19 protein-coding genes, 1 tRNA gene and 1 pseudogene are annotated in these 24,580 nt (G+C 60.8%); 7 read left to right on the top strand and 14 right to left on the bottom strand.

Going from position 1 to position 24,580, the window contains the following annotated elements; all coding sequences use genetic code 11:
- Positions 1–4: 4 nt before the first annotated feature.
- Complete coding sequence (locus WN982_RS23125; RefSeq protein ID WP_341318008.1) at positions 5–709, top strand: MarR family transcriptional regulator; 705 nt, start codon at positions 5–7, stop codon at positions 707–709.
- Between the two features lie 144 nt (positions 710–853).
- Entirely contained in the window at positions 854–1,138 is a 285-nt protein-coding gene (locus tag WN982_RS23120; RefSeq protein ID WP_341318007.1) for a hypothetical protein, read from the top strand.
- Positions 1,139–1,652: 514 nt separating this feature from the next.
- Here WN982_RS23120 and WN982_RS23115 read toward each other — a convergent pair.
- The 7 genes from WN982_RS23115 to fdnG all read right to left on the bottom strand — a co-directional run bounded on the left by WN982_RS23115 (position 1,653) and on the right by fdnG (position 10,880).
- Positions 1,653–1,745 (bottom strand) — tRNA-Sec (locus WN982_RS23115).
- A gap of 27 nt (positions 1,746–1,772) precedes the next feature.
- Positions 1,773–3,686 (bottom strand): selenocysteine-specific translation elongation factor, encoded by a 1,914-nt coding sequence (selB, locus tag WN982_RS23110; RefSeq protein ID WP_341318006.1) that lies wholly within the window; start codon positions 3,684–3,686, stop codon positions 1,773–1,775.
- Positions 3,683–5,134 (bottom strand): L-seryl-tRNA(Sec) selenium transferase, encoded by a 1,452-nt coding sequence (selA, locus tag WN982_RS23105; RefSeq protein ID WP_341318005.1) that lies wholly within the window; start codon positions 5,132–5,134, stop codon positions 3,683–3,685. Before selA ends, selB begins: the two co-directional genes overlap by 4 nt.
- 14 nt (positions 5,135–5,148) lie before the next feature.
- Positions 5,149–6,144, bottom strand: coding sequence for a formate dehydrogenase accessory protein FdhE (gene fdhE / locus WN982_RS23100; RefSeq protein WP_341318004.1), 996 nt, complete (start codon positions 6,142–6,144; stop codon positions 5,149–5,151).
- A 91-nt stretch (positions 6,145–6,235) separates the two neighbouring features.
- Entirely contained in the window at positions 6,236–6,883 is a 648-nt protein-coding gene (locus WN982_RS23095) for a formate dehydrogenase subunit gamma (RefSeq protein WP_341318003.1), read from the bottom strand.
- Positions 6,870–7,802: a formate dehydrogenase subunit beta gene (fdxH, locus tag WN982_RS23090; RefSeq protein WP_341318002.1), complete on the bottom strand. Its 933-nt coding sequence runs from the start codon at positions 7,800–7,802 to the stop codon at positions 6,870–6,872. The genes WN982_RS23095 and fdxH overlap by 14 nt, the downstream gene beginning before the upstream one ends.
- A 9-nt stretch (positions 7,803–7,811) precedes the next feature.
- A complete protein-coding gene (gene fdnG / locus WN982_RS23085) occupies positions 7,812–10,880 on the bottom strand; it encodes a formate dehydrogenase-N subunit alpha (RefSeq protein WP_341318001.1) in 3,069 nt (1,022 codons plus the stop codon).
- Positions 10,881–11,238: 358 nt separating this feature from the next.
- On the opposite strand from fdnG, the gene selD reads away from it, so the two are divergent.
- The 4 genes from selD to WN982_RS23065 all read left to right on the top strand — a co-directional run bounded on the left by selD (position 11,239) and on the right by WN982_RS23065 (position 14,713).
- Positions 11,239–12,303: a selenide, water dikinase SelD gene (selD, locus tag WN982_RS23080; RefSeq protein ID WP_341319385.1), complete on the top strand. Its 1,065-nt coding sequence runs from the start codon at positions 11,239–11,241 to the stop codon at positions 12,301–12,303.
- A 125-nt stretch (positions 12,304–12,428) separates the two neighbouring features.
- On the top strand, positions 12,429–13,496 hold the full coding sequence (gene mnmH, locus WN982_RS23075; RefSeq protein ID WP_341318000.1) for a tRNA 2-selenouridine(34) synthase MnmH: 1,068 nt from the start codon (positions 12,429–12,431) through the stop codon (positions 13,494–13,496).
- Positions 13,497–13,520: 24 nt separating this feature from the next.
- Positions 13,521–14,582, top strand: a complete 1,062-nt coding sequence (locus WN982_RS23070) for a permease (protein ID WP_341317999.1) — start codon at positions 13,521–13,523, stop codon at positions 14,580–14,582.
- Positions 14,579–14,713, top strand: coding sequence for a hypothetical protein (locus WN982_RS23065; protein ID WP_341317998.1), 135 nt, complete (start codon positions 14,579–14,581; stop codon positions 14,711–14,713). The genes WN982_RS23070 and WN982_RS23065 overlap by 4 nt, the downstream gene beginning before the upstream one ends.
- Before the next feature lie 132 nt (positions 14,714–14,845).
- On the opposite strand, the gene WN982_RS23060 is transcribed toward WN982_RS23065, so the two are convergent.
- From WN982_RS23060 to garD, 7 genes and pseudogenes are all read right to left on the bottom strand, one after another.
- Entirely contained in the window at positions 14,846–16,045 is a 1,200-nt protein-coding gene (locus tag WN982_RS23060) for a porin (RefSeq protein WP_341317997.1), read from the bottom strand.
- Between the two features lie 73 nt (positions 16,046–16,118).
- A complete protein-coding gene (locus WN982_RS23055) occupies positions 16,119–17,471 on the bottom strand; it encodes a TRAP transporter large permease (protein ID WP_341317996.1) in 1,353 nt (450 codons plus the stop codon).
- 6 nt (positions 17,472–17,477) lie between these two features.
- The gene (locus WN982_RS23050) at positions 17,478–17,957 is read right to left on the bottom strand and encodes a TRAP transporter small permease (protein ID WP_341317995.1); all 480 of its coding nucleotides are present in this window, start codon (positions 17,955–17,957) and stop codon (positions 17,478–17,480) included.
- A gap of 135 nt (positions 17,958–18,092) precedes the next feature.
- Positions 18,093–19,084, bottom strand: a pseudogene (locus WN982_RS23045) (TRAP transporter substrate-binding protein).
- Between the two features lie 730 nt (positions 19,085–19,814).
- Positions 19,815–20,735, bottom strand: a complete 921-nt coding sequence (locus WN982_RS23040; RefSeq protein ID WP_341317994.1) for an SMP-30/gluconolactonase/LRE family protein — start codon at positions 20,733–20,735, stop codon at positions 19,815–19,817.
- 5 nt (positions 20,736–20,740) lie between these two features.
- Positions 20,741–21,583, bottom strand: coding sequence for an NAD(P)-dependent oxidoreductase (locus WN982_RS23035; protein ID WP_341317993.1), 843 nt, complete (start codon positions 21,581–21,583; stop codon positions 20,741–20,743).
- A gap of 120 nt (positions 21,584–21,703) precedes the next feature.
- Positions 21,704–23,284 carry a galactarate dehydratase gene (gene garD, locus WN982_RS23030; RefSeq protein ID WP_341317992.1) on the bottom strand — a complete coding sequence of 527 codons (1,581 nt, stop codon included), beginning with the start codon at positions 23,282–23,284 and terminating at the stop codon, positions 21,704–21,706.
- A gap of 203 nt (positions 23,285–23,487) precedes the next feature.
- Between garD and kdgD the strand changes: the two genes are divergently transcribed.
- On the top strand, positions 23,488–24,405 hold the full coding sequence (gene kdgD, locus WN982_RS23025) for a 5-dehydro-4-deoxyglucarate dehydratase (RefSeq protein WP_341317991.1): 918 nt from the start codon (positions 23,488–23,490) through the stop codon (positions 24,403–24,405).
- Positions 24,406–24,580: the final 175 nt, after the last annotated feature.

Below are 24,580 nucleotides of genomic sequence, written 5' to 3'. Positions count from 1 at the left end.
TCGCATGAATCGCAAGGAAGTCAACAAGATGAGCACTGCCGCCACCAAGCAACCCGCGCGTCCCCGAGTCAGCAAGAAGGCGCCAGCGGCTCCGGGGGAATCCGGCAAGAAGCCAAATCGTCCCGGCAGCAGCCACATCGAGTTCATCTCCTTGCAGTGGCAACTCGAACGTAGCGATCTCGATCTGTCGAACTTCCTGCTCGCGATCTACTTCATGCGTCTCGGCACGCTGGTCGAACAGGCCTTCGATAAAATGTGCCAGCGCCTTGGCGGGATCAGCGGGTCCGACATGCGCGTGCTGCTCGCGCTGCGCCGCAGCGGCCATCCGTACGCGAAGCGCCCAACCGACCTGTATCGGGCGCTGCTCGTGACCTCGGGCGCGATCACCAAGAAGATCGACCGACTGGCCAGTCTCGGCATGGTGGAACGGCAGGCTGATCCAAGCCACGGCGGCGGGTTCATCGTGCACCTGACCAGGAAAGGCCTCGACCTCGTCGAGAAGGCAATCGTGAAGCTCGCGGACGAATCGTCGATCGCACCGGCGATGGCGCATTTTTCCGAGGAAGAGCGCGCCGCCGGAAATGCCTTTTGCTTGCGCGTACTGGCGTTGATGGAAGAGCTGGTGCTCCCGGGACTCGAAGAGCCCGAGAACGCAACGCCGCAATCACGGACCAAGGATGCGCGGCCCACGCCCCGCAGCCGCGGATAATCGAACCAGCGCGAGCCCGCGCTATCGCTGCGTGGCGTCATACCCGTAAATCCATTCCGCGCGATGCATGGTCGTTTCAGGGTTACGCAGCCCCTCCAGCCTGAAACCCAGGTTGCGCTTCACGCGCGCCCACGGTGAACGCAGATGCAGCGTCGTGCCTCGTGCGCGCGCGCCGAGCTGGACGCGGCTGGTGCGTGGAATGCGATCACGCTCGTACGCTTTCAGCGCATCTTCGATCTCCGAACCGTTCCGCGCGGCGCCAATTTTCGCCGCTTACCCGAGTCTTCCTCGACTGTTACTGATCGCGAACTGCTGCGGCTGCTGTGTATCCGACATCCTCCTTGGAAACAAGGTAATCCTGAGAAAAGTAGATCCAGCTTCTGTCGCCAGACCATTAATAGTAAGGCAGCGTTGGGGGGCGGCAACTAAAACCTCCGAAAGACTGCTCGCGGAGCTGGGTAGGATTTTCGAATCAGGATCGGCGCAAAATCTCCGTCAGGCTGCGCGGCTTCTCGACGTGGACGAAAAGTTTTTGCGCAAGCTGGCGCCGGATATTGCACGAAGGCTAGTGAAAAGAGGAAGGGAGACCATGCGCAGAGAAAAGATTCAACGCGAAGAAGCCCGCTTTGATGCCTTCCGGCAATCGTTCCAAGAACTACGCCTTGAGAGTATCTATCCGACTGCGCAGAAAGTTATAGCACGGATGTATCAGCGTACCGGGAGGGGAGTCGGCTACCTTGAACGTACTAGGTTCCACAGGCGGGCGCTTCATCTAGAGGAGACGGCACTTCGCCCGGGCGCTGAGCTTGATGACCGAGACTCGGCTTCAAAATCAGTCCAAGTTTGGAAAGACGTCCCGTGCAAAACAACCAATTCGTGTCGTTTACGACGTTAATTGATGAACTCTACAAAGATATTGGAATGCCCTGGAAGCCTTGCCGGGCGGAAGGCAGCCGGAGTCGAACCGACCTGAGAGCGGCTGACGCCCTCAACTGGGTTTGAAGCCCAGCCGCACCACCGGATACGGATGCCTTCCTACGATGATCAAATCATTCGTTGCGAATCAGAGCAGATCGAGCCAACGACTATCCGTGCGCATCAGATGCAGGCCACGGTGGAAGCGAGTATAACCAACCCGGTCGAAAAACTCTAAGAGCTGAATCGCACGCTTTCGTCCAAGACCGGTGACATCGCGAAACGGCGCAGCAGCCACTGTACCTGCGTTCTTATGCGCTTCGGCGGCCGCAATCGAGGCCAGTTCGCGAATCGCGTCAGAATGGTAAAAGAGGTCGCGCACGACCTGATAAATCTCTCCCTGCCGCGCAAGCTTGCGCATCAACTGACGCACGCGGTCCTCTGATACGCCATGCGCGCTCGCCAGATCGCGGACCCAGGGAGGATCGAAGCGCCCTTCTTTCACAGCCGGCAGCAGCACCGCCGCGAGCGCGCGATCGGCGTCGTCGAGCGTCACCGCGTGGTCCGGGAGATGCAACCAGGGCCCGCGTCTGACGATCTCGCCGTGCGCCTCGGCATCATCGACCAGCGCGCGCCACACCGCCTCGTCAACGAGAGGTGCCGCAATCCGCCGCAGGCGCGATACATCCGGACCTGATTCGTCAGGCACGCGTTCGTGGTATTGCTTCAGCGCCGCAGTCAATCGCGCAGCCAGCGATTGCCATGCGGCGTTTGCGACGAGCAACGCGTCGTCGCCGGGATGCTCGACCACGCGTGTGTCGAGCGGCAACTTAAGCGCCGCGGCCGGCATGCCCGTCAAACGCTCCAGCAAAGAGCGTGACAGGCCATGAGGCGCGCGAGCGAGCATGGCGTCGAGCGTTCCAGTCTCCAGCATGGTCTGCATCGCATCGAGCCATGCGAGACGTTCAGCGGAACGACGCTTGCGCGCCGGCGCAAACGGATCGAGCACATGACCGCCGCCGATGGTGCGATTAGCCTGCGCATTCCTCACGACGAAGCGGTCGCCGGGAAGCGCGCATACCGGGCGTTCGAACACGAGTTGCACACGCCCGCGCTGACCGGCAGCAAGCGTCGCACTGTCGAGCAGCGCGACATGCGCGACCTGATGCTGCGTGCCCAGATGCACGTGCAACGGCGCCCAATGCTCCAGCGTGAGCGGCGCATCGGCAAGCAGCGTCAACCTCACGTCGATACGTTCCGACGCCTGCGACAGACGCGGATCGACGATCCAGTCGCCGCGATCGATCGCGCTCTTGTCGATGCCCGCAAGATTCAGCGCGCAGCGCTCCCCTGCTCGCCCGGCTGTGGCCTGACGATTCTGCGAATGAATACTGCGTACACGCACAGGCTGATTTTTCGGCGCGAGCAGCATCGTATCGCCGACATTGACGCGCCCCGCCACCACAGTCCCCGTCACAATCGTCCCTTGCCCTGCGAGCGTGAAGACCCGGTCAACGGCGAGACGGAACAGGCCATCGTCGCGTTTCATCCGCCAGTCCACGGCTGCAGCGAGCAGATGCGCCTTCAACGAAGCGACGCCGGGATCATCGGCACGCATCGCGCAGGTGTCGAAGACAGGCGCGTCCTGCAGCACGCTACCGCGCAGAAACGACGCAATTTCCTGACGCACCTCCTGCAACCGCTGCGCGTCCACGCAATCGACCTTTGTCAACGCTATCGCGCCACGCTTGATGCCGAGCAGTTGCACAATGGCCAGATGTTCGCGCGTTTGCGGCATCACGCCGTCGTCGGCGGCGATCACGAGCAGCGCGAAATCGATACCGCTCGCACCGGCGGTCATCGTGTGGACGAGTTTTTCGTGACCCGGAACGTCAATCAGGCCGAGCACGTCGCCGTTCTCTAGCGGCACGTAGGCATAGCCCAGTTCGATCGAAATGCCGCGTGCCTTTTCTTCCTTCAGCCGGTCGGTATCGACGCCGGATAGCGCTTTTACCAGACTTGTCTTGCCGTGATCGATATGCCCCGCCGTACCGACGATCATGCGCGCGCGCCCTTCGGTTGCTCAAGCAGTTGCTCGAGCAGTTGCGCTTCATCGGCGGCTTCGAGACAACGCAGATCGAGGCGCAACGCGTCGTCCGCGATACGGCCGATGATGGGTCGCGCCATGTCGCACAGCACCTTCTCCAGCGCGAGCAACTGACGGCCGCCGCGCTTTCCATCAGCCATCCTGACGACAAGGCCATAGCTCGCCAGCACGTCTACAGGCAACGCGCCGCTGCCGATCTGGCTGAACATCGGCTCCGCCGCGACCGCATAACGCTCGCCAATCGCACGCTGCAACGCGGGCTGCACCCGTTGCGCGGCGAGTCGAATGTCGTCGGCGGGACGCGTGAGCAAGCGCAGCGTCGTCAGCCGCCCGGCGAGATGCTCCGGCGCCCGATAGAGTTGCAGCACCGGCTCCAACGCTGCAAGCGTTAGTTTGCCGACCCGCAGCGCACGTTTGAGAGGATGCTTCTTGATTCGCGCGATCAGGTCGCGTCGGCCGACGATCAAACCGGCTTGCGGGCCGCCGAGCAATTTGTCGCCGCTGAACGTAACGAGGTCGGCGCCGGCTTCGATGGTTTCCCGTACCGTGGTCTCGCGCGGCAAGCCCCATTGCGTCAGATCGACCAGCGTGCCGCTGCCGAGATCCACGGCAACGGCAAGATCTCGCGAATGGGCGAGCGGCGCAATTTCACCGACACCGACCTCTTTGGTGAAGCCGCTGATCGCGTAGTTGCTCGTGTGGACTTTCATCAGCAGCGCGGTGCGCGGGCCGATTGCTTCCTCGTAGTCCTTGAGATGCGTGCGATTCGTCGTACCGACTTCGCGCAGCTTCGCGCCCGCGCGGCTCATGATGTCGGGAATGCGAAACGCGCCGCCGATTTCAACCAGCTCGCCACGCGACACGATCACTTCTTTCTTCGACGCGAGCGCTGACAGCGTGAGCAACACAGCCGCGGCGTTGTTGTTGACCACGGTCGCCGCTTCCGCGCCGGTCAGTTCGCAGATGAGTTCGTCGATCAGATCGTCGCGATCGCCGCGCTTGCCTGTCGCAAGATCGAACTCGAGGTTGGCGGGTTGCGTAAGCGCCTTCACGACGGCGCGCACCGCTTCGTCAGGCAGCAACGCGCGGCCGAGATTGGTATGCAACACCGTGCCGGTCAGATTGAAGACGCTGCGCAAGCGGGCCTGGTTGTGCTTGCGCAGCGCCGCCTCGACCGATGCCGCGAGTTGCGCCGCATCGAGCGCACGTACGTTCGCCCTGGACGCTTCGCCCGACTGCACGCTAGCGCGCCAGCCGTCGAGCGCGTGACGCAACGCGTTCAAAACCTGCGTGCGGCCGAACTCAACCACGAGCGGCGCAAACTCAGCCGACGCCATCACCTTCTCCACCGATGGCACACGTCCCATTAGCGCCTGCAATTCAGCGCTCGTCACATCGCTCACGAGACAATCCTCTTTTAATCGGACTCGCTGGAAGGGTCAGTAGCGGTGTCGGTCTGTTCCGGCCAGAGCCACGGGTGCGGCGACGCCCGCCTGTAACCTTCCTCTCCCATCAGCAAGTCCAGCGTGAGGCTGGCGAGATCGTCCGCGAACGGATCGAAATCGTAGTCCTTCGACTGATAACCAATCTTCCGGTAAGTATGGCATTCGTCACACGATTCCGCCTTCAAAGCCGCTTTGCTGGATTCGGCTTCTTTCGTGGCGGCATCGGCGTCCGGCGATCCGAGCGTGTGATACGCAATGCCCTTGGTCGAGTCGCAATTCGAACATTTCGACCGGACCATATGCCACTCGGTGGCACACAGGCCGCATTGCAGGTAGCGGTAGTTGTCGTGAACGCCGCCTATCCGAACGGTGCTCGCCACCGGATGAGAGCCGCAAACGGGACACAGGCCGAGCGTTTCGAGGTACGGGACGTCGCGTTTGTCGATATCGGCAGCGAGGTCGGTCCAGACCACCTGGAGCGCGGCCATGATGAACGGCGCACTCGCCGGATCGACTTCAGCGAAACGCTGCGCGAAGATCGCGTCGGCCTGGGATTCGAGCGTGGCGGCATCGAGCGTTCTGAGCTTCGCGATGAGCGCTTCGAGCGGCGGCGTGAGCAGGCCGGCGGCTTGCAGCTTGTCGAGCAACTGAATCAGAACCTCGTGCCACGCCGGATCGCGCACGCCGGACAGCGCCGGTATCAGCGGCATCGAATGCTGTTGCGCGCTCGCGATCAATTCAGCGCTGGGCGGCTTTGCCTTGAAGCCTGTCATGACTGCTTGCTGCGCGTCGGCAAGCGCGGCCATCAGCCGCAAGTAGCCGGCGATCGGATTGCTGAGCGCCGCAAGTTGGCGCAGCCGCGCGGCGCGAGCCGAAAATACCGCCAGGCGCTCCGGCGTACGAATGCGAGGAATGGCCGAGTGATCGAGCGACTCGATATCGCCGGCTTCAAGAATGCGTTGAACCAAAGTATCGACCTCTGAAAACTGAAGAGCCGCCGCAGTTCATCGAACAAAGACGGCGGCCCGGGTGCAGCGCGGCAAAAAGAGTCGCGCAGCGCTACTTGCCGATCATCTCCTTGAACCAGTTCGGATGATGCTTTCTCGCCCAGCCATACGTCACGGTACCGCGTGTCATCGCGCCGATCGATCCCTTGACCCACAAGGCCGCGTAAATATGCACAACGATGCCCACAATCAGCACGAACGCAGCTGCCGCGTGCACAACCGCCGCGAGGCGGATGATATCGATCGGAAAATAGATCGAGAAATACCGCCGCCAGGTCACAATGCCGCTTGCCAGCAACAGCAGCAAACAGACCACCATTGTGAAAAATAGCAGCTTTTGACCGGCATTGTACTTTCCGATCGCCGGGCGTTTTTCCTCGCGATTGTTGAGTACGTCGTCGATCTGCTTCATCCACTGGATGTCGGCCTTGTCGAGATAATTGTGATGCCAGAAGCGCAGCGCAAGAATCAGGAACGAGATGAACATCACGCAGCCGACGAACGGATGCAAGATCCGCGTCCATTGCCCGCCACCGAAGATCGCGTAAAGCCAGGACATCGCCGGATGAAACATGGCGAGTCCGGAGAGCGCCAGCAAAATGAACGTGATGGCGGTGATCCAGTGATTCGTACGCTCATTCGGCGTGTAGCGCACGATCAGGCTGTTGCCCTTCACGTCTTTCAGGTCAGTGTGTTTCATCAGACAACTCCCGGGAACGGCGCGCTTCGTCGGCTTCGTGCTGCGCTTCGGCTTCTTCCGCCTCCGTCACCTCGTTCGGACCCACGCGGGTGTAGTGAAAGAAACCCGCCACGGCCGCGAACGCGATGCCTGCCAGCGCCAGCGGTTTCGCGAGCCCCTTCCAGAGCGTAACCATCGGACTGATCTTCGGATTCTGTGGCAAGCCGTGATAGAGGTTAGCTTTATCGGCGTGATGCAGCACGTACATCACATGCGTGCCGCCCACCCCGGCGGGGTCGTACAGGCCCGCGTTCTGGAAACCCCGTTCCTTCAGATCGACAATCCGATCCTCCGCTTGCTGCTTCATGTCTTCCTTGGTGCCGAACATGATCGCGCCGGTCGGGCAGGTCTTCACGCACGCCGGTTCCTGACCGACAGCCACACGGTCCGAACACAGCGTGCACTTGTACGCGCGGTTGTCCTTCTTCGAAATGCGCGGCACGTTGAACGGGCAACCGGTCACGCAATAGCCGCAGCCGATGCAGTTTTCCTCGTGAAAATCCACGATGCCGTTGGTGTACTGCACGATCGCGCCCGGCGAAGGACAGGCCTTCAGACAGCCCGGATCCTCGCAATGCATACAGCCGTCCTTGCGGATCAGCCATTCGAGATCGCCTTCCGTATTCTCGTACTCCGAGAAGCGCATGACGGTCCACGAATGCTCGCTCAGATCGCGCGGGTTGTCGTAAATACCGATCGTGTCGCCGACTTCATCGCGGAGATCGTTCCATTCCATGCAGGCCGTCTGACACGCCTTGCAGCCGATGCACTTCGACACATCGATGAGCTTGGCGACTGTCCCCGTGACCGGCTCGCGGACTTGCGGCTCCGGCAAGGTCGTGGCTGAGAGGCGTTTGATATCCAGTGATTGCAGTGCCATCTCAGCTCCTTAAGCCTTTTCGACCTTGACGAGGAACGACTTGAATTCCGGTGTCTGCGAATTCCCGTCGCCTACGGAAGGCGTCAGCGTATTGACGAGATAGCCCGGCTTCGTGAGTCCCTTGAAGCCCCAATGCAACGGCAACCCGACTGTCTGGACTTTTTTCCCCTCGATCATCAGCGGTTTGATGCGCTTGGTCACCAGCGCGACGGCCACGATGTGCCCGCGATTGGACGACACCTTGATGCGATCCCCCGCGACCACGCCGATGTCCTTCGCCAGATCCTCGCCGATTTCCACGAACTGCTGCGGCTGCACGATCGCGTTCAGGCGCGCGTGCTTGGTCCAGTAGTGGAAATGTTCGGTCAGACGATAGGTGGTCGCCGTATGCGGGAAGTTCTCGTGCGTGCCGAACGCGGCGCGATCGTCCGGAAACACGCGCGCCGCCGGATTGCTGACGACCGCCTTGTTGTCCGGATGCAGCGGGTTGTAGCCGAGCGGCGTTTCAAACGGTTCGTAGTGCTCGGGAAACGGTCCTTCCACCAGACCGTCGCGCGAGAAGAAGCGCGCCACACCCTCCGGATTCATGATGAACGGATTCATGCCATTTTCCGGCGGTTCGTCGGCCTTGAAGTCGGCAATGTCCGCCCCCGTCCACGTCGTGCCGTTCCATGCGATCAGCTTGCGGGTGGGATCGAACGGCTTGCCGCTGACGTCGCACGAAGCGCGGTTGTACAGGATCCGCCGATTCGCGGGCCATGCCCACGCCCAGTTCAGCGTGTTGCCGATGCCGGTCGGATCGGAGTTGTCGCGCCGGCCCATCTGGTTGCCCGCCTGAGTCCACGATCCGCAGAAGATCCAGCAACCGCTCGCCGTGCTGCCGTCGTCTCGTAATTGCGCGAAGCCCGACAACTGCTCGCCCTTCTTGGCGAGCACTTTGGATTTATCGACAGCATCGGTCACGTCGGCGAGCGCCTTGCCGTTGAACTCCATGGCGATTTCTTCAGGCGTCGGGCTTTCCGGGTCCGCGTAAGGCCAGCTCATGTTGAGAATCGGATCGGGATACTTGCCGCCGTTCTCCTTATAAGCCTTGCGGATGCGCAGCCACAGCCCCGACATGATTTCCAGATCGCTCTTCGATTCGCCCGGGCCGTTCGCGCCCTGCCAGTGCCACTGCAGCACCCGGCTCGAACTGACCAGCGAACCGCGCTCTTCCGCGAAACACGTGGTCGGCAGACGGAAGACCTCCGTCTGGATCGACGATGAATCGACGTCGTTGAACTCGCCGAAATTCTTCCAGAACTCGGACGTTTCGGTGGCGAGCGGATCCATGATGACGAGCCACTTCAGCTTGGCCAGACTCGCGCCGATCTTCGCCTTGTTCGGCGCCGCGGCAAGCGGGTTGAAGCCCTGCGCGATGTAGCCGGTCATCTTGCCCTGGTTCATCAGCTCGAAGACCTGCAGCATGTCGTACGATTTGTCGAGCTTCGGCAGATAGTCGAAACCGAAGTTGTTCTCGGCGGTCGCGTTATCGCCCCACCATGACTTCATGAAGCTGACATGGAAAGCGCGGTAGTTGCGCCAGTAGCTGAGCTGGTTCGGCCGCAGCGGCTGGCTCGCGCGCTTCTTGATGAAGGCGTCGAAGTCCTGCTCTGCCTCGAGCGGCAAGGTCATATAGCCCGGCAGCAGGTTCGACATCAAGCCGAGGTCGGTCAAGCCCTGGATGTTCGAGTGACCGCGCAGCGCATTCATGCCGCCGCCCGCAATGCCGATATTGCCGAGCAGCAACTGCACCATCGCGCCGGTGCGGATGATCTGCGAGCCAACCGAGTGGTGCGTCCAGCCGAGCGCGTACAGGATTGTGCCGGCGCGTCCAGGGACGGCCGTCGATGCGAGCATCTCGCAGACCTTCAGGAACTTGTCCTCAGGCGTGCCGCAGATCTTTTCAACCTGCTCGGGCGTATAGCGCGAGTAGTGCTGCTTCATCAACTGATAGACGCAGCGCGGGTGTTCAAGCGTGAGATCGACCTTCGCGAAGCCGTCGTCACCGCGTTCGTAGTCCCACGAGCTCTTGTCATAGCTGCGCTTGTCGGCGTTGTAGCCGGAATACAGACCGTCCGTGAACGAGAAGTCTTCACGAACGATGAACGGCATGTCCGTGTAGTTCTTCACGTACTCGTGCTGGATCTTGTCGTTGGTGAGCAGATAGTTGATCACCCCGCCCAGGAAGACGATGTCCGAGCCGGTCCGGATCTGCGCGTAATAATCCGCAACCGATGCCGTACGCGTAAAGCGCGGATCGACCACGATCAACCTTGCCTTGCGATGCGCCTTCGCTTCCGTGACCCACTTGAAACCGCACGGGTGCGCCTCGGCCGCATTGCCGCCCATCACCAGAATCACGTCCGCGTTCTTGATGTCGACCCAATGGTTCGTCATCGCTCCACGGCCAAACGTCGGGGCAAGACCTGCCACCGTCGGACCATGTCAGACACGCGCCTGATTGTCGAATGCGAGCATGCCAAGACTACGGACAGTCTTGTGCGTCAGATAGCCGACTTCGTTGCTACCGGCCGATGCGGCGAGCATGCCGGTGGTCAGCCAGCGGTTGACCTTCTTGCCGTCTTCCGTCGTCTCGACGAAATTGGCGTCGCGGTCTTCTTTCATCAGTTTGGCGATACGATCGAGCGCGTCGTCCCACGAAATCCGCTTCCATTCGTTCGAGCCGGCCGCGCGATATTCCGGATACTTCAGGCGGCTCGGGCTGTGAATGAAGTCGATGAGGCTTGCGCCTTTTGGGCACAACGTGCCGCGATTCACCGGATGATCGGGATCGCCCTCGATGTGGATTATGCTGGACTTGGCGTTCTTGGCGTTGTCGCCGAGTCCATACATCAGGATGCCGCAACCGACCGAACAGTACGGGCAAGTATTGCGGGTTTCAGTGGTGCGCGACAGTTTGTATTGACGGACTTCTGCCAACGCGGGTGCCGGTGAGAAGCCCATCAGGGCTAAACTCGATCCGGCGAGCGTGGTGGTGGAGACCTTCAGGAACTGTCGCCGGGACATGTGGGGCATTGATGGCCTCGGCTTTTTTAGGGTACTGAGATTGATTATAGAGTCCCATATCAAGTCCTGCAGCGAAGCTCGCGGGCATTTGAAGCCGCATTGCCGCATTACTGTATTGCTGTATTTTTCTGAATTGCTGTTTTGCTGCATTGCTGCGACGCGGCGGCGCAAGGCTGGCGAGGGCGGGCAGCAATAACACCGTAAGGGCTCGACCCGCCGCATGCCGGCCGAACGCTGCGCGAGCGGGAGCCGGGGCTTTGTGAAAGTGATTGCGTCCACAACGACCCAGCGGCGTATGTCCGCCATTCCTGCGCCGGGTCGAAACAACCATCATAATGTGGTCATACCACGCCCGAAATCCGCACCAATGACCGATACCACCGCAAACGCGACCCATTCCCCGCGCCTGACCAGCCTTTCGCATGGCGGAGGGTGCGGCTGCAAGATCGCCCCCGGCCTGCTCGCCGACCTGCTCAAGCGCAGCGCGCCACTGCCCTTCTTCCCCGACTTGCTGGTCGGCAACGATACCGCCGACGACGCCGCCGTCTACAAGCTCAACGACGAGCAGGCGATCGTCGCGACGACCGACTTTTTCATGCCGATCGTCGACGACCCGTTCGATTTCGGCCGTATCGCCGCGACTAATGCCCTGTCCGACGTTTACGCCATGGGCGGCAAGCCCATCATGGCGCTGGCGATCGTCGGCATGCCGATCAACGTCTTGCCCCACGACGTGATCGCGGCCGTGCTGAAAGGCGGTGAATCCGTGTGCGCCGAAGCCGGCATTCCGCTCGCGGGCGGCCATTCCATCGATTCGGTGGAACCCATCTATGGCCTGGTTGCGCTCGGCGTGGTTCATCCCCAGCGCGTCAAACGCAACGCAGCTGCTCAGGCGGGCGATGTGCTGATTCTCGGCAAGCCGCTGGGTGTGGGCGTCCTGTCGGCCGCGTTGAAAAAAGACCGGCTCGATTCAAACGGCTACGCCGCCATGATCGCGGCCACGACCAAACTCAACCGGCCAGGCGCCGAGCTGGCAACGCTAGACGGCGTCCATGCCCTCACCGACATCACCGGTTTTGGCCTGCTGGGCCACACGCTGGAGCTGGCCCGCGGATCGAATCTGACCGCGCGCGTGCGCTATGCAGATTTACCCTGGCTGCCGGACGTGGTCGGGTTTGCAGAGGCCGGGATTTTCACCGGCGCTTCGGGGCGCAACTGGGCCGCGTACGGAGACGATATAGCCTTGACATCGTCATTGCCGCCGACGGCCCGCACCCTGCTCACCGATCCGCAAACCTCCGGCGGCCTGCTGGTTTCGTGCGCGCCTGAAGCGGTCGACGACGTTCTCGCTATTTTCCGCGCCGATGGATTCAGTCAAGCGTGTGTCATCGGCGAGATGGTCGACGGCGCAAACCGCGTCGAAGTGATCTGAGCAAGCGCCTGTGATGGGCGCTGCGCGATGCGGTCCGGCCGTGCTCCTACGCGGTTCGCAGGCGGCAATGACGCCGCGTGCGATAATTTCACTCCGCCCGCCGGCCTGCTTCGACCGTATCCCCCTTGAAAAATCTTCTCGTCAGCCTCGATAAATCAGGTGATTTCGATGAAATCATCGATGTGCGCACGCCGCTTGAATTTGCTGAAGACCACATTCCAGGCGCGCTGAACGCGCCTGTGCTGAGCAACGAAGAGCGTGTGCTGATCGGCACCATGTATAAACAAGTGTCGCCTTTCGAAGCCTCGCGGGTGGGCGCGGCGCTGGTGGCGCGCAACATCGCGCGACATCTGGAGACAACCTTTGCGGACCGACCGCGTCAGTGGCGCCCGCTGATCTATTGCTGGCGCGGCGGCAAACGCTCCGGTTCGGTCACAACGGTGCTCAATATGATCGGCTGGCAGGCGCGGCAGCTCGACGGCGGCTATAAGGCCTATCGTCGGGCGACGCTCGACACGCTCAGCTCATTGCCGAAGACGTTCAAATATATCGCGCTGGTGGGCCCGACCGGCAGTGGCAAGACCCGGCTGCTCGACGCGTTGAGCCGGGCTGGCGCTCAAACGCTGGACCTCGAAGCGCTGGCTTCGCACCGTGGGTCCCTGCTCGGCGCCCTGGCGGGCGTCCCACAGCCTTCGCAAAAGCGCTTCGATACGCTGCTGGTGACTGCGCTGCGCGCGTTCGATCCCGAGCGGCCGGTGTTCGTCGAATCGGAGAGCCGGCGGATCGGTTCAATTACGTTGCCGCTCGCGCTCCTTGAGACGTTTCATCAGGGTGCATGCATCGAAGTGTTGTCGAACCGCGAAGATCGTGCGGCGTTTCTGCTGCACGACTATGCGCATCTGTTCGACAATCCCGAATCGCTGAAAAGACAGCTTCAAAAACTGATTGGGCTGCACAGCCGTGAGCGTGTGACAAGCTGGCAACAGCTCGTCGACGAAAACAGGCGCGCCGAACTCGCTAGCGAGTTGATCGAACGGCATTACGATCCGGCGTACGCGCGCAGCAGCCACGAACATTTCGTGCAACTGCCGCACGCGATGCAAATGAATTTTCGGCCCAATGACGCCGATGTCGTTGAACAGGCAAAGGCACTCCTTGCCCGGCTGGACAGCAGCACACTCGCCTCGATCTGATTCAAATCTATAGTGAACGCCCCTATGCAAACAACACTTCGGCAACCCCGTGTCGCGCTCGGCTGGATCGTGTTCCTGTTGATCGCTGTGATCGGCCTCTTCTATGTGAAGTGGTTCCCTTACTACAACCGCGCTTTCGTCGCCGCGAGCCAGCACTCCATCGGCAAGTCGATCCTGATGGGAACGTCTTCGAGCGCGCCGGCGGCATCATGGCAGGCAGCCATCGATTACGCGCTGGCCTACGGCAAGGCGATCTGGCAGGCGATGGTGCTGGGGCTTCTGCTGGGCTCGGCCGTGCAGGCGCTGATTCCGCCGCAGTGGGTTGCGCGTGCGCTCGGCCGGACCGATTTCAGCAGCGTGGTCAACGGCGGGCTGATGTCCCTGCCCGGCATGATGTGCACGTGCTGCGCGGCACCGGTTGTAGCGGGCTTGCGCGCCCGTCAGGCCGCACCGGGCGCTGCGATCGCATTCTGGCTTGGCAATACGGCGCTCAATCCGGCCACGCTGATCTTCATGGGCTTCGTGCTCGGCTGGCAATGGATGGGCTTGCGGCTGGCGCTGGGCCTCGTGATGGTGTTCGGCCTCGGCTACCTCGTGAACAAAATGGTCACGCCGAAGGAGGCCCAGGCATCGCGCGAAGCCATGGCGCAACTCGTTGCGAACGACGATCCCGGTACCGCTTTCACACGCTGGGTGAGAATCCTCGGAAGAATGACAATCCGGCTGATTCCTGAATACATCGTGCTGGTGTTGATTCTGGGCGCGGCGCGGACGTGGCTCTTTCCGCACATCGGACCGGACATCGATAACAGTCTGCTGTGGATCGTCGGGCTCGCCATCGCAGGGACATTGTTTGTGATTCCGACCGCGGGCGAAGTACCGATCATTCAGGCAATGCTTGCCTTCGGCATGGCGGCCGGCCCGGCTGGCGCATTGCTCATGACGCTGCCTTTGATCAGCGTGCCGTCTATGGCCATGCTCGGGCGTTCGTTTCCCAGGCGCGTGTTGACGGTGGTGGCTTTAGCGGTAGTGGCTTGCGGGATCGTGAGTGGATTATTGGCGATAGCCTTGGGGTTCACCTCATGAAACACATCGCAGGATTCTCTATCGCGACCTGGTCGGCCGCGGCCATTCTTTACTTCGGGCAGCACTCGGTGTCGATGATCGTCGTAAGCGGGGTCGTCGTGCTGGCCGGTTTTGATCTATTCCGCCCCTAATGTAACCGCAGGTAGCGGTTCGCCTGAACGTGACCCCGCCGGTCAAATCAGGTGGGTGCTGATCAGCGACGCCTATGTGAAACGTATCGCCAGCTTGGCGGCGTCAATAGACGCCGCCACCACACTACCCGGTTAGAACCGGTGAATGATACCTACGCCCGCAGCAAACTGACTGCGTGACGACGACGGCGCGCTGTTCTGGCCATCGCCGATATCCGCCGTTGCGTTGATGATGCTCGCACCGTTCGTTCCCAGGGTCTGGCCGCTCGCACGTTGATAGGCCTCCAGCGCATACAGGCCGGTACGCTTGGAGAGACTGTAGTACTGCGAGAGATTGAACTGCTGATACCGAGCCGAGCTCGAGATGCCGTTCGCCTGCGTTGCGCGCGTGTAGCTATAGCCCGCGGCGAGATCCAGCACCGTGAGCGGCTTGAAGTGCAGCACTGCGCCGGCGGTGTTGAAAATCGCCTCGTTATGGAACTTCGAGTTGATGCCCGGGATGTATTGCACGTTCGAATACGAGAACGAGACGTCCCATTGCGAAGAGAATGCATAACCACCCGTCACCGCGACGCGTTGTTGCGCCTGCGCGGTCTGGTAGCCGTTGTTAATCCCCGACACACCCGGCTGCGCGCCCGCATTCGACGCGGTGGAGTCCGCGCCCCACGCGCCGCCGCCCGGCGTCGAGTTATTGATGCGCTGGAAGCCTGCCGCGATACCGAACGGACCGTTCAGGTACTGCACTGCCGCGCTCCACGTCGAACCGGCATTCGTACTGCCCGCCACGCCGCCAAGCGCATACGATCCGCTCACGGTCAGTCCATGCAGGCTCGGGGACGTGTACACCAGCGAGTTGTTCACGCGGTACAGCGTATCGAGCGAATCGATATCGCCCGGGTGTGCGCCGTAGGCGCCGGTCAGCCACGTGGTCGGGCTATACGGCGACAGCAGCGTGTAGTACGACGTGTACTGGCGGCCTGCCGTCAGCGTACCGTACGTGGTATTGGCCACACCGACGTACGCTTGACGGTTGAACGCCAGCCCGGAGACGGCCTGTGCGCCGGTTGCGCTGTTAAAGCCCTCTTCCAACTGGAAAATCGCTTTCGTGCCGCCGCCCAGGTCCTCGCCGCCCTTCAGGCCGAAGCGGCTGCCGGCCCAGATGCCGTTGACCATCTTGACGACCGAGCGGCCGCCCGAGGTCGAACCGAGCGACGTCTGGCTGCTCTGGTAGCCAATGCCCGCGTCAACGATCCCGTACAGCGTCACGCTGCTCTGAGCGTGCGCGCCGAGGGCGACCAACCCTAGGGCGGACGTTGCCAATGCCTTTTTCATTTCTGCTCCTCTTTAAAAAACTTATTGTTGATCTCTGGCGTTGTCTCGACATCGCGGATTCCAGATCCGCGCATCAAAACACCGGATGTCCATTGATCAGGCTAGGCAACCACGTCGAAAACATCGGAACATAGGTCACGATGTTGATCGCGCTGAAGATAGCCAGGTAATAAGGCCAAGCCACCTTGGTAGTTTCCCCAATCGACACATTGCCAATTGCACACCCAATAAACTGCACCGACCCGATGGGCGGATGAACGAGCCCCAACGCACAGTTCAGCAGGATCATGATGCCGAACTGCACGGGGCCTACGCCGCTATGCATCGCCATCGGCAGGAACAATGGCGTGGTGATCAGGATGTGCGCCGCCATGTCGACAAACGTGCCGAGAAAAATCTGAATGATGTTGATGTACAACAGCATCAGCCAGGGGATGGTCGTTGCGCCATCGAGCAGACGTTCGATGGCGTCGGGAATCTCCAGATACGCCATCTGGTAGCGCAGCATATTCGAGACGCCGATCAGCAGCAGCACCACGCCGGTGGTTTTAGCCGCCTTGGAGAGCGCGACGAACAGCTTTTTCAGCGTCATCGTGCGATAAACGATGATGGTCAATACCAGCGAGTAAGCCACGGCAATCGCCGCCGCCTCCGTCGCGGTCGCAATACCTCTGGCCACGCAGACGAGGATGATCGCGATCACCATCAGGCCGGGCAATGCGCCGAGGAACGTGCGGGCCACCGCGAACCAGCCCGGAAACCGTTGCAATTCGGTCGAGCCGTCGGGGCGTCGCGGATAGCCGTAGCGAACCGCTTGCCAGTAAGCGGCAATCAGTACGAAACCCATCACCCACAGCACCGGCAGCAGGCCGGAGAACAGTAGATCGCCGATCGAGACGCCGCTCATCTGGTGCCCATTCAGGGTTCCCGTGATCCCTTGGGCGGCGAACGCATAAATGATCATGTTCGTCGACGTCGGCATCAGCGCGCCGGCCAGCGACGAGTGCGTGGTGACATTGACCGCATAGGCCGCGCTATAGCCTTCGCGTTTCATCAACGGAATCACCACGCCGCCCATCGCCGACGTATCCGCGGTAGGCGAACCGGACACGCCGCCGAACAGCGTGCACGCGACTACATTGGCCATGCCGAGGCCACCGCGGAAGTGCCCCACCGTGGCCTGCGCGAAACGCAGGATGCGATCGGCGATGCCACCATGCAGCATCAACTCGCCGGAGAAAATGAAGAACGGGACGGCGAGGAACGAAAACGCGTTCATGCCCGAAATCATCGACTGCATCGCCGTGGCAGCCGGCAGGCCTTCATACAGATAGGTCAGAACACACGACAGTCCCAACGCGAAAGAAACAGGAACCCCGAAAACGAGGAAAACGAGGAAGCTAACGGAGAGGATGGCAAGTTCCATGATGGTCTATTTTTGTTTCTGTGCGAAAAGCGCCAGCAGGTGCTCGAACGAGAACAGAGCGATACAGCCGCTGGCAATGACCGGAATCAAGTACCGCAGGGCTTCGGGCAAGCCCAGAATCGGGATCCGGTCTTCCATCGTGGTTTCCGCCATCTGCAAACAGCCCAGGAAAATCGCCACGGACAATGCGATCAGGCAAATTTGCTGGAATGCCTCCGCGATTATCTGACCTTTCGGTGGCAATTTCTTGACAAGTGAGTCGAGCCCGATATGGCCACTCTCGCGAACTTTGAGCGCGGCGCCGAACATGGCGATGACGATCACCAACAGCAAGGCAATGGGTTCGACGAAATCCGGTGCATCGCTGAAGACATAGCGCATCACGACGCTGTAGATGACAAGCAGGCATAGCGCGGCCAGGCTTACCGACGCGACGATAACCAGCACGCGGACGAGAAAATCGTTTGGGCGTTTCATGAATCTCATTGACCCCATCCTTGCACACAATGGATTTATCTTTAATCCTCAGGAATCCTGTTCGACGTCACCGATTCATGAAACCGCGCGTGGAAAAGCCGGCGGAATGATCTGCCGGCTTTCCCCCCGTCTGATTTCCGAACCTTATTTGACCGCCTGGATTTCGTCGACAAGCTGCTTCATCTGCGGCGTCTTTTCGTACTTGGCCCATACCGGCTGCATGACCTTGACGAAAGCAGCACGATCTATCTGCGACGACGCGAGGATCGTCGCACCGCCCTTGGTGACCGTCTTGCTCGCGTCACTTTCGCGAGCAGTCCACAGCTTGACGTAGTAAGGCACGGAGTCAGCCGCGGCTTTTTTGATGACGTCCTGCTCCTGAGGCGTCAACGTATCCCAGACCTTTTTGGAGAACACCAGCACTTCCGGCGTCATCGAATGCTGGGTCTCGGAATATACGGGGGCGACTTCGAAGTGCTTGGTCTCTTCGTAAGACGGGAGATTGTTTTCCGCGGCATCGACCAGCCCCGTCTTCAACCCCGTATAAACCTCGGCGAACGGCATCGGCGTCGGCGTGCCGCCCATCGCCTTGATCTCATCGACCATCAGATCAGACGGCTGAACGCGCACCTTGAGACCCTTCATGTCGGCAGGCGAGTGGATGGCTCTTTTGGTGTAGATCGAACGCGCGCCGCTCTCGTAGAACGTCAGCGCGATCATGCCCTTCGCCTTGAAGGCGTCGAGAATCTTCTGCCCTTCCGGGCCGTACATCACCTTGCGGAAATGGTCGATGTCGCGAAACAGGAAGGGGAGCGACGGAATCATCGACTCGGGAACGATCTCGTTGAACGCAGCACCATTGCAGCGGGCCATGTCCAGTGCGCCAATGCGCACCTGATCGATCGTGTCGTTTTCGGAACCCAGCGAGCTGTTGCCGAAGACCTTCACCGAATCTTTACCACCGGTAGCCTTGTTGATCTCTTCGCCCATGTACTTCACGGCCATGTTGGTCGGATACGTGTCGCCGTGCACATCCGCCACGCGAAATCCCGCGCTTGTGCCGCGCCGGTGCTGAATGCCAGCACAGAGGCCGCGATGATCATCGGAACATGGGAAGAGGCAAACTTCTTTTTCATTGTGACATTCCTTGAAAAATAGACCATCCGATCGATTGCGTATGCTGCGGGATGGTTTTTAACGCGTATTTCGGTCTCAGAAAAATCCGCTTTTTGTTTTATCAGCCATACGATCGCCACCCTCTCGGGTGACGAGGTCTTTGCCGTGTTGACGTGTTCGACATCGCAGGCACACGTGCACCACCCCACCTGCCCGGCAGTCCAAATACTTTCGAGATAAGAAGCGCTAAACCGGCTTGTTGTACGACGACGTATGAAGTCTATAAAACCAGGTTGTCGTTGTACAGACGGTATTTACCCGCACGGTAAGCGTTCTGCAAGACGAACTGTGCGGCATGCTTCATGAGGCAACAAGCGCGTTGCGTCAATCGTCGAGCCCGCCAAGATGTGCTGGACACGCTATTTTTCGTAGATCCAATCGAGACCACACGGTGGCGCCGGCTTCCGTTAAGTTGTACGACAAGCGATGAATTATTAGTTATTCGGCGAAACGGAAGGCTTGAACGACCGTCGAGAAAGGCGTCGCGAGATTGCCCGAGCAAACAAATCAACCCTGCCTGCCGGTCGGCAATTCCATTTATTGAGAATGCGACGCTAAAAGCGCTCGGAATAGCGATCTAAAAGAAATTCGAAAATCGCGCCGGGCCAATTTGAGTTTTCTTGATATCCGACCTGGCCTGCCGCGAATACTTTAATGCGGCAACGCCCGACGCGCTGTTCACTCACCGTTTTATAGTTCGCCTGCGTATTCGGGCTCGATCATTCCGGTCACGCCAGGACGAACCGCAAACAGATGCCCGTCGTGCTCGGTCGCGCCCGCAGCGGGACGGATCGACGTCACGAACAGCGTATCCAGATCGCGGCCACCGAATGCGCACATCGACGGTTTCGCGGCCGGCACGACAATCTGCCGGTCCAGCTTGCCTTGCGGCGTGAAGCGCAACAACAGGCCGGCGTCGTTCGCGCAAATCCAGTAGCAACCGTCGGCATCCACCGCTGCGCCGTCGGGACGGCCGGCGTGGTGATTCAGATCAGCAAACACGCGCCGGTTACGCGGCTCGCCCGCTTCGATGTCGTAATCAAAGGCCCAGATCAGCCGGCGCGAAGTGTGCGAGTCGGACAGGTACATCGTCGCGCCCTCGGGAGACCACGCAAGACCGTTCTGCACGATCAGCGCGTCGACGACTGGCGCCGACAGCACCCCGCGCGCATCGAAACGATACAGCGCACCGGCAGGGTTGGCCGCCGCCATGTCCTGCACCATCGTGCCGGACCAGAAGCGCCCTTGGCGATCACAACGGCCGTCGTTAAAGCGCATGCCGGCAAACGGAAAGACCGGTGCGGCAAGCTTGCTTCCCGTCACCGCGACCGGCTCACCGCCGGCTACGCCTTCAATCAACCTGATCGCAAAGAGCCCTGTCTCGCAGCCGGCCAGCACCGTACCGCGATGATCGAACGCGAGACACGCCACCTTCTCCGGCAATACCCATTCGGACCGCTCACCCGTGTCGAGACGCAACCGCACGATCTTCTGCGCCGGGATATCCACCCAGTACAGCGCCTGTTCCGCCGCGCGCCACACCGGGCTCTCGCCGACCAATGCCGGCGACAGCCCTGCTGCCTCGACCCTCTCAACTCGCGCGTTTTCCATCGCGCTCACCGTTTCGGTTCCATCGGGCCAGCAAGCACGAACGGGCCGCCCTGAAAACGCTGCGTCGGGTCATCCAGGTCCGTTGTGGGCGCACTGGCCGGAAAGAGATGCTCGAACTCGACCGAACTGTCCTGCGGACGAAAGCCGAGGAACGCTGCCTTGGTGTTATCGACCCACTTGGTCCGGTTGTCCGACACGCCATAGACGATCGCGTGCCCCACCCGGTTGGTGAACAGCGAGCAGCGCACCAGTTCGATCAGGTCGCGATAGCTCAGATAGGTCACGAGCATGCGGGGATTTTTCGGCTGCTCGAACGACGAGCCGATCCGCAGACATACCGTCTCGAGACCGAAGCGGTCGAAGTAATAGCGCGACAGCGATTCGCCGAAGCACTTGGTCACGCCATACAGGCTGTCGGGGCGCAGCGGCGCGTCGATATCGACCACCGACGTCACCGGATGAAAACCCACCGCGTGGTTCGAACTGGCATACACGATGCGCTTCACGCCCTGCTTCTGCGCGGCCGAATAGAGGTTGTACAGACCACGTATGTTCGCTTCGAGCAGATCTTCGAACGGCGCCTCGACGGATATGCCGCCAAGATGAACGACTGCGTCGACGCCTTCCAGCAGCGCGTGAACGGCCTGTTCGTCTGCGAGGTCGACGATCGATGCTTCTTCATGCGCGGCCACATCGCCAAGCGGCGCGATGTCGGTCACACGCACAATGTCGGCCCACGCGGCGAGCGCGCCGCGCAACTGCTGCCCCAGATTTCCGGCAGCGCCGGTTAGCAGAAGACGCCGGAAGGGCTTTGATGTCACGGGGCGTTCAAGGGTCGAGTCGGTCATGTCTCTGTCTGTTTCGTGATTACTTTTTGCTGGCTGCCTGGCTACCGGCACAGCCTGCATGTTTGATTCCGTACGCGCTTCAAGTGGCCAATGCCAGCTGCGCGTACACCGATACGGCAATCAGGTCACCGGTGCCGGATTGAACAACGTCAACGCGTTGTGAAGCTTGAGTTTCTCCGCGCAGGTTTGCTTGCGGCCGCTCGCCACGTCGAGCATCAGGCGGAACAGCTCCCAACCCACGTCTTCGATGGTTGCATCGCCGGTTGCGATGGTGCCGGCGTTGATATCCATCAGGTCGTGCCAGCGGCGGGCGAGATCCGAGCGCGTCGCCACCTTGATGACGGGTACTTCAGCGAGACTGTAGGGCGTGCCGCGGCCCGTCGTGAACACGTGCAGGTTGATCCCCGCGGCGACTTGCAGTGTGCCGCAAATGAAATCGCTCGCCGGCGTTGCCGCGTAAATCAGGCCCTTTTGCCGGACCTTTTCGCCCGGCGACAGCACGCCCGAAATGGCCGAGTTACCCGACTTGATGATCGAGCCCATCGCTTTTTCAACGATGTTCGACAAGCCGCCCTTCTTGTTGCCCGGCGTCGTGTTGGCGCTGCGATCGGCACCGCCGCGCTTCAGGTAATCGTCGTACCACTGCATCTCGCGGATGATGGCCGCGGCGACATCCGCATTGGCCGCGCGCGCGGTCAGTTGATCGACACCGTCACGCACTTCGGTGACTTCGGAGAACATCACCGTCGCACCGGCGCGCACCAGCAAGTCCGTCGCGAAGCCCACCGCGGGATTCGCGGTCAACCCGGAGAATGCGTCGCTGCCGCCGCACTGCACGCCGATCACGAGGTCGGAGGCCCGGCAGGTCTCGCGACGGTGATTGTTCAGCCGCTTCAGATGCCCTTCGGCCATTCTCATGATCGACTCGATCATCGACTGGAAGCCGACGTGTGCTTCGTCCTGAAGCACGACGACGTCGCCATTCAGGTCGGCCTCAACGTCGCCAATGTCGGCGACATTGGCGGCTGCAGCAATGGGGATCGTGCCAGGCGGCATCAAACGTTCCGGCTGCAATTTCTCGCAGCCAAGGCTGACCATCATCACTTCGCCGCCGAAATTCGGGTTCAGACTGATGTTGCGCACGGTGCGGATCGGCACCATCGCGTCAGGCGCGTCGATTGCGACGCCACAACCATAGGTGTGGCCGAGGCCGACGACATCGTCGACATTGGGGTACTTCGGCAACAACTCAGCCTTGATCCGCGTCACTGCGTGCGCTACCACGTCGGCCACGCATTGCACCGTGGTCGTAATCGCCAGAATGTTGCGCGAGCCGACCGAGCCGTCAGCATTGCGGTAGCCCTCGAACGTGAAACCCTCGAGCGGCGGCATGTCCGGCGCCTTGATGGTCGCGATCGGCAGATCTTCGAGCCCAGGGGGACTCGGCATCCGGATCACATGTTCGTTGATCCAGCTTCCCTTCGGCAAAGACTTGAGCGCGTAGCCGATCACCACGTTATAGCGAATGACTTCGTCGCCTTCCGAGAGATCGGCAAGCGCCACTTTGTGCCCTTGCGGCACACGTTCGCACAGCACCAGCCCATCGGGAAATACTGCGCCCTCACCCAGGCCGCCGTCGTTGACGACGATCGCGACGTTGTCGTTGGGATGAACGCGAATGTAGAGCGGGGAATGTTCCATTGCATCGATCCTTATGGCGATTTCACGCCTGCCATGCCAAATTCATACGTCATCCTACAACATGAAAGCTTGCATGGATGTTCCGTATTTACCCTATATCCCGCATTATGCTGCGAAATCATCGTTGAGTTAGCCGATTTCTTGTTGTACGATGACATATAAGAAATCTCCATTTCTAAGACTTAACGCCCAGGATACTCATCATGACAACACCGCAGGAACTGAAGCAGATCGTTTCGGAAGGCCTTCTCTCTTTCCCCGTTACCGACTTCGACGAACAGGGCGACTTTCGCGCCGACACCTACGCCGAGCGCCTCGAATGGCTCGCCCCTTACGGCGCCTCGGCGCTGTTCGTCGCGGGCGGCACGGGCGAATTCTTTTCGCTGACACACAACGACTATTCGAACGTTGTGCGCACAGCAACCGAAGTCTGCAAGGGCAAGGTGCCGATCCTCGCCGGTGCGGGCGGTCCGACGCGCGTGGCGATTGCCTACGCGCAGGAAGCCGAGCGTCACGGCGCGAACGGCATCCTGCTGATGCCGCACTACCTGACCGAGGCCTGCCAGGAGGGCATCGCCGCGCACGCCGAAGAGGTGTGCAAGTCCGTGCCGAACATGGGCGTGATCATCTACAACCGCGCGAATTCCAAGCTTAACGCCGACATGCTCGAGGGCCTGGCCGAACGCTGTCCCAACCTGATCGGCTTCAAGGACGGCGTAGGCGAGATCGAGAACATGGTGTCGATCCGCCGCCGCCTCGGCGACCGCTTCTCCTATCTCGGCGGCCTGCCGACCGCGGAAGTCTATGCCGCGGCTTACAAGGCGCTGGGCGTGCCGGTGTATTCGTCGGCGGTATTCAACTTCATCCCGAAGACAGCGATGGACTTCTACCGCGCAATCGCCACGGACGATCACGCCACGGTGGGCAAGCTGATCGACGAATTCTTCCTGCCGTATCTGGCGATCCGCAATCGTCGCGCAGGCTACGCGGTCAGCATCGTGAAGGCCGGCGCAAAGCTGGTCGGCCATAGCGCGGGCCCGGTGCGCGCCCCGCTGACCGATCTGACCGACGAAGAAATGAGCCAGCTCGCCGCACTTATCAAAAAACTCGGCGCGCAGTAAGCGCCCTGCTGCCGTGTGAGCCTGGCCGTGTATATGGCACCGCACATAGCGCCCGGGACGGCAACGTCGCCGGGCGTCTTTTAAAGCGCCGGCCGATCAGGTTGAGCGGCAAGAACCGTCGCAGCCGACTGCGCCACAGAGCCTGGGAGCCTTCTCCCTTGCATAAGAATCAGGA

Origin of the sequence: Paraburkholderia sp. IMGN_8 (assembly GCF_038050405.1) — a bacterium.
Taxonomy (GTDB): domain Bacteria; phylum Pseudomonadota; class Gammaproteobacteria; order Burkholderiales; family Burkholderiaceae; genus Paraburkholderia.
The sequence above is the reverse complement of the archived record's forward strand: the minus strand, read 5'-3'. Positions and strand labels throughout refer to the sequence as shown.